Origin of the sequence: uncultured Desulfovibrio sp., assembly GCF_944327235.1 — a bacterium.
GTDB lineage: Bacteria > Desulfobacterota > Desulfovibrionia > Desulfovibrionales > Desulfovibrionaceae > Desulfovibrio.
On the sequence record NZ_CALVHE010000151.1, the window covers coordinates 1 to 5,565 of the forward strand.

5 protein-coding genes are annotated in these 5,565 nt (G+C 60.1%); 4 read left to right on the forward strand and 1 reads right to left on the reverse strand.

The window, feature by feature from the left end:
• Positions 1-216 precede the first annotated feature (216 nt).
• The 4 genes from Q0K00_RS11705 (at position 217) to Q0K00_RS11720 (ending at position 4,232) form a co-directional block, all read left to right on the forward strand.
• The gene (locus Q0K00_RS11705; RefSeq protein WP_297229736.1) at positions 217-495 is read left to right on the forward strand and encodes a hypothetical protein; all 279 of its coding nucleotides are present in this window, start codon (positions 217-219) and stop codon (positions 493-495) included.
• A gap of 114 nt (positions 496-609) precedes the next feature.
• Positions 610-1,686, forward strand: coding sequence for a hypothetical protein (locus Q0K00_RS11710; RefSeq protein ID WP_297229738.1), 1,077 nt, complete (start codon positions 610-612; stop codon positions 1,684-1,686).
• Positions 1,687-1,871: 185 nt separating this feature from the next.
• Positions 1,872-2,963, forward strand: a complete 1,092-nt coding sequence (locus tag Q0K00_RS11715) for a hypothetical protein (RefSeq protein ID WP_297229740.1) — start codon at positions 1,872-1,874, stop codon at positions 2,961-2,963.
• A 177-nt stretch (positions 2,964-3,140) separates the two neighbouring features.
• Complete coding sequence (locus Q0K00_RS11720) at positions 3,141-4,232, forward strand: hypothetical protein (protein WP_297229742.1); 1,092 nt, start codon at positions 3,141-3,143, stop codon at positions 4,230-4,232.
• A gap of 72 nt (positions 4,233-4,304) precedes the next feature.
• Here Q0K00_RS11720 and Q0K00_RS11725 read toward each other — a convergent pair.
• Positions 4,305-5,565, reverse strand: a 1,261-nt coding sequence (locus Q0K00_RS11725; protein WP_297229744.1) for a hypothetical protein, incomplete at its 5' end; no start/stop codon positions are given.

Consider the following 5,565-nt stretch of genomic DNA (forward strand, 5'->3'; position numbering starts at 1 on the left):
CCGACGCCGGACGGACGCTCGTCCCGCGTGGGCGCGGGACAGCGGGAGGCCGAACGCCCGCTGCCGCGCGGCAGGGAAGAGGCCAATGGTACGACCGGCGTCCCGCTGTTGTCCGTCAGGGATGGCTGCCCCCAACGCGGGGTACGGGGTCGTAGGGGGCAAGGGGCTGCGCAAGCCCCTGCCCCCTGCCCCCCGCCGGGAGGCGACCAGGCCCAGATGCTGGGCAACATCTGCTATCCAGCGGAAAAAAGAAAAGAAGGAAACAAGCCCCCTCTCACCCCCTGCCCCCCGCCGGGAGGCGACCAAGCCCGGATGCCGGGCAGAAGCCGCCAGCCGACGAACGGAAAAAGAACATCCCCCATCCCAACGCCGGGCAGCATCCGCCAGCCAGCGGAAGAAAAGAAAAGGAAGGAAGAAAAAAACAGATTGCCGGGCCGCATCCGCAAGCCGATGAAAGAAAAAGAAAAAAGAAAGAAAAAAAGGAGTGCCCGTTGACATGGCGTCTTTCGCTGGTGTCAAATCGACGTGCGGGTGTCATGCCGGAAAGGAGCGCGTTTCCCTTTTGCCGGAAGCGGCACACATCAACACGGTAACAAGGCGGAGAAGCGCATGGGAAAATACATTGTCGGCCTGCTTGTTTTTTGCCTGCTGAGCAAGATCGTCTCCTTCCTTGTCGATCGCCCGTCGCTGCCGACAGAGGATTTTTACACATTCGGGGGGACGACGACGGCGCTGCTGCCCGTGGGCGATGATGTCTATATGACCGTCGTGTCCAGAACGATGACGGGAGTCCATGCCGCAAAGAGCGATGACTACACGGATATCTTGAAGATATCCCGAAAGGACTTTCTGGCGAAGCGGGACACCTTCGAGCGCGTCGCCCGCGTCAAGGGGCAGATCACGGTGGCCGCTTTTTCGCATGATGGGACGACCCTGTATTTTTTCCACCGTCCGCCGTCAGAGCCGGAAGGGGCAAAGAAAGAGTTTTTTTGCGGATTCGACCTGAAAACGGGCGTCATCTCCCAAATCTCCGAGGAGAGCGCCAGAGTCGGCTTGCGGCTGGTGGACGTGGACGGGAAATATCTTCTGCTGTATTGGGACACGTATGCCGGGGCGAGTCTTGACGGCGGCAAGACGTGGCATACGCTCCTCTATGCCCCGTGTGTGGCCTTTATGGATGGGTCGCTGTATCTGGTCCGCGGCGATACGCTCCTTGTCATGCCCGGAGAGGCGATCATGGCGGGGAGGTCCCGGGAGGAGAAACTGCGCGGCCTTGAGCCGGGCATGAAGCTCGACTCCCTCCTCGTGGACAAGGACCACGTCGTCCATCTCTCCGGGAGCATGGGCAAGACCGCCGCCGCCGACAAGGAGCGGAGACGCCTTTTCCTCATCTCGCTGGACGGAAGCCCCGCTGTGCCCTTCCCGGCATTGCCCGTCGGCAAGGCGTACACCCTGTCGGAACTGCATTTTGCCCACGGCAAGGACATCTACTGCTCCATAAGCGGCGCGGACACGCCGTTTTCCAGAGAGACCCGCCTGCTGAAGATCACGGGAGACACCATCAGGAGCTCAAGGTCCTTTGAAGAAAGCCCCATCCTGCTGGGGACGCTGGACGACTACCTCATTTTCAATGTCGATGCCGTGTGGCAGCGAGAAAGCTTCCTCTTCGGCATCAAATACAAGTAGAGCGTCTTGCCGTTGAAAAAGGCGGGCCGCGAGGCGGCGGCACGGCGTCGTCCGTCCCGAACCAGGCGGGATGACAGCATTTTTTCCGTGAAGCGACAGGGCGTATGGTGCGGGAGCCGCACCGTCGGCCCCGGTCGGCCGGAGGCGGTACGCATCGTCAACACGGTAACAAGGCGGAGAAGCGCATGGGAAAATACATTGTCGGCCTGCTTGTTTTTTGCCTGCTGTGGGATGTCGTCTCCCTCCTTATCGCTCGTCCGTCGCTGCCGACAGAAGATTTTTACACATTCGGGGGGACGACGACGGCGCTGCTGCCCGTGGGCGATGACGTCTATATGACCGTCGTGTCCAGAACGCTGACAGGGGTCTATGCCGCAGAGAGCGACGACTACACGGATATCTTGAAGATATCCCGAAAGGACTTTCTGGCGAAGCGGGACGCCTTCGAGCGCGTCGCCCGCGTCAAGGGGCAGATCACGGTGGCCGCTCTTTCGCATGATGGGACGACCCTGTATTTTTTCCAGTGTCTGCAGGCGGAGCCGGATGGGCCGGAGAAAGAGTTTTTTTGCGGATTCGACCTGAAAACGGGCGACATATCCCGGATCTCCGAGGAGAGCGCCGGTACTCGTTTGCGGCTGGTGGACGTGGACGGGAAATATCTTCTGCTCTACGGGAGCAGGTATGCCGGGGCGAGCCTTGACGGCGGCAGGACGTGGCGTCCGCTCCTCAAGAAGCCGGTGGACTATCCCCCGTGTGTGACCGTCGCGGATGGGGATCTGTATCAGGTCCGCGACGATGCGCTCCTTGTCATGCCCGGAGAAGCGATCATGGCGGGGACGTTCCGGGAGGAGAAACTGCGCGACCTTGAGCCGGGCATGGAGATCGACTCCCTCCTCGTGGACAAGGACCGCGTCGTCCATCTCTCCGGGAGCATGGGCAAGGCCGACGCCGCCGACAAGGAGCGGAGACGCCTTTTCCTCATCTCGCTGGACGGAAGCTCCGCTGTGCCCTTCCCGGCATTGAGCTTTGGCGAGGCGTACACCCTGTCGAAACTGCATTTTGCCCACGGCAAGGACATCTACTGCTCCATAAGCGGCGCGGACTCGCCGTTTGCCGGCGAGATCCGCCTGTTGAAGATCACGGGAGATACCATCCGGAGATCAAAGGGCTTTGATTTCCGGCCCACCCTGCTGGGGCCGCTGGGCGACTACCTCATTTTCAATGTCGATGCCGTGTGGCAGCGGAAAAGCTTCCTCTTCGGCATCAAATACAAGTAGAGCGTCTTGCCGCTGAAAAAGGCGGGCCGCGAGGCGGCGGCACGGCGTCGTCCGGCCCGAACCAGGCGGGATGCGCGCATTTTTTCCGCGAAACGACAGAGCGTATGGTGCGGGAGCCGCGCCGTCGGCCCCGATCGGCCGGAAGCGGCACACATCACCAACAAGATGGAGAAGCGCATGGGAAAATATATTGCCGGTCTGCTTGTTTTTTGCCTGCTGTGGGATGTCGCATCCTTCCTTGCCGGTCTCCCGACGCTGTCGACAGAGGAGCTTTACACATTCGAGGGGACGACGACGGCGCTGCTGCCCGTGGGCGATGACGTCTATATGACCGTCGTGTCCAGAACGCTGACAGGGGTCCATGCCGCGAGGAGCAGAGACTACACGGATATCTTGAAGATATCCCAAAAGGACTTTCTGGCGAAGCGGGACACCTTCGAGCGCGTCGCCCGCATCAAGGGGCATATCCCGGTGGCCGCTCTTTCGCATGATGGGACGACCCTGTATTTTTTCCAGCGTCTGCCGGCGGAGCCGGGTGGGGCAAAGAAAGAGTTTTTTTGCGGATTCGACCTGAAAACGGGCGCCATATCCCGGATCTCCGAGGAGGGCGCCGGTAACGGCTGGCGGCTGGTGGACGTGGACGGGAAATACCTTCTGCTCTACGGGAGCAGGTATGCCGAGGCGAGTCTTGACGGCGGCAGGACGTGGCGTCCGCTCCTCAAGGAGCCGGTGGACTATCCCCCGTGTGTGACCGTCGCGGATGGGGCGCTGTATCAGGTCCGCGACGATGCGCTCCTTGTCACGCCCGGAGAGGCGATCATGGCGGGGACGTTCCGGGAGGAGAAACTGCGCGACCTTGAGCCGGGCATGGAGATCGACTCCCTCCTCGTGGACAAGGACCGCGTCGTCCATCTCTCCGGGAGCCGGGACAAGACCGCCGCCGCCGACAAGGAGCGGAGACGCCTTTTCCTCGTCTCGCTGGACGGAAGCCCCGCTGTGCCCTTCCCGGCATTGCCCGTCGGCAAGGCGTACACCCTGTCGGAACTGTACGTTGCCCACGGCAAGGACATCTACTGCTCCATAAGCGGTGCGGACTCGACGCATATCACAGAGGCCCGCCTGCTGAAGATCACGGGAGACACCATCCGGGGATCAGATCGCTTCACCGTGGCCCCCACGCTGCTGGGGCCGCTGGGCGACTACCTCATTTTCAATCAGGATGAGCCTTGGCTGCGGGAAGGCATCCTGTTCGGCATCAAATACAGGTAGAGCGTCTTGCCGTTGAAAAAGGCAAGACGCTCTGGTCGGCAGCGCCATATTCGCGCGGACAGCGGACCGTCATCACTTCAGATGCTTTCGTATGTACTGTTCGGCCATTTTTTCGGTAGCATTGATGAATCCGTCGGGGCTGCCGTGGAAATAGTAGCCGGCGTTCTTGCGCATCAGGGCGACCCATTTCCTCGCTTCGTCGGGATCGCCCGCGAGCAGGGCCGCAAAAACACCGGCTCGATAGACATAGGGGTGCTGATACGCACAATCCTCCACAAGGAACTTGTCCTCCAGATCGCACGACTTCCCTATCGAGGAATGGGTACAGGGTCTTACGGGATCGAACGTACCAAGCATGGGCGCCAGTTCGGGGTGGGCCGTGAAAAGGAAGAGGAGATACGCGGCATGACCATTCCCCAGCATTTCCCCAAAACCGAGCGATCCACCGGCGCTGAACCCAAGGATGCCGAAAAGCGTGTGGGTGCGCCACAAGAGCTTCAACCCGTCGGGGTTGGCTCTTCCCCATTCGGCAAAGGTCAGCATGTCCGCCAGGGCAAGCCGTCCCTTGCCCATCAGGGTACGGATACGATCCCAGTCCGGCAGCAGGCCGCTTTCCTCAGCCAGCCGAACGAACACATGGTTGTCGGAACAGGCCAGTGCGACGCGAAGTTCCGCGGGGAGGCTTGCATACCGCTCCACCAGCGAAACATGCAGTTCGCTCATCACCAGAGGCCCAAGAGCTTCCCACAACCACCTCGTCTGCCTGCGGTCCACAGTGCGTGCCCCGGTCTGTAGCTCCCTGAGCCTGTCGAAAAATCTTTCCAGCACTTCCTCGCAGGACAAGGGAGGGTGATTGGGACCCAGCTTGTCCAGTTGCGCTTGCAGTTCCCGCCGTTGTTCCTCGGACTGCGCCATCTCGATGGCGTTCGTCAGCTGCCGGATATCCCATTCTTTGCTGACCCAGTCGGGATCGAACGGCTCCATTTTTTTGAAGTTATCATAAAACATGAACGAACAGGTGTACATGCGTTGCTCGAAGTGACCCAGGTTCCGCATGAACTCGGGATGCTCTTCGGCCTTGTCCACGCGTACATAAAGGGCATCGCCATCACTGTAGGTGACGAGTTTGACGAGGTACGCAGGGTCCCCATACGAGATGGGCTCGCCGCTCAATACACATTTCGTCCTGTTTTTTCTGGGATACGAGACCTGCTTCACCGTTGCGAAAACTTCGGAACAGATGTCTTTTATATAATATTTTGGGTCATGACTAGCAGAGAGGATTCTCTCTGAGCATCTTGAGGAGGAGTTTGTAGATATCCTCATGACGGTG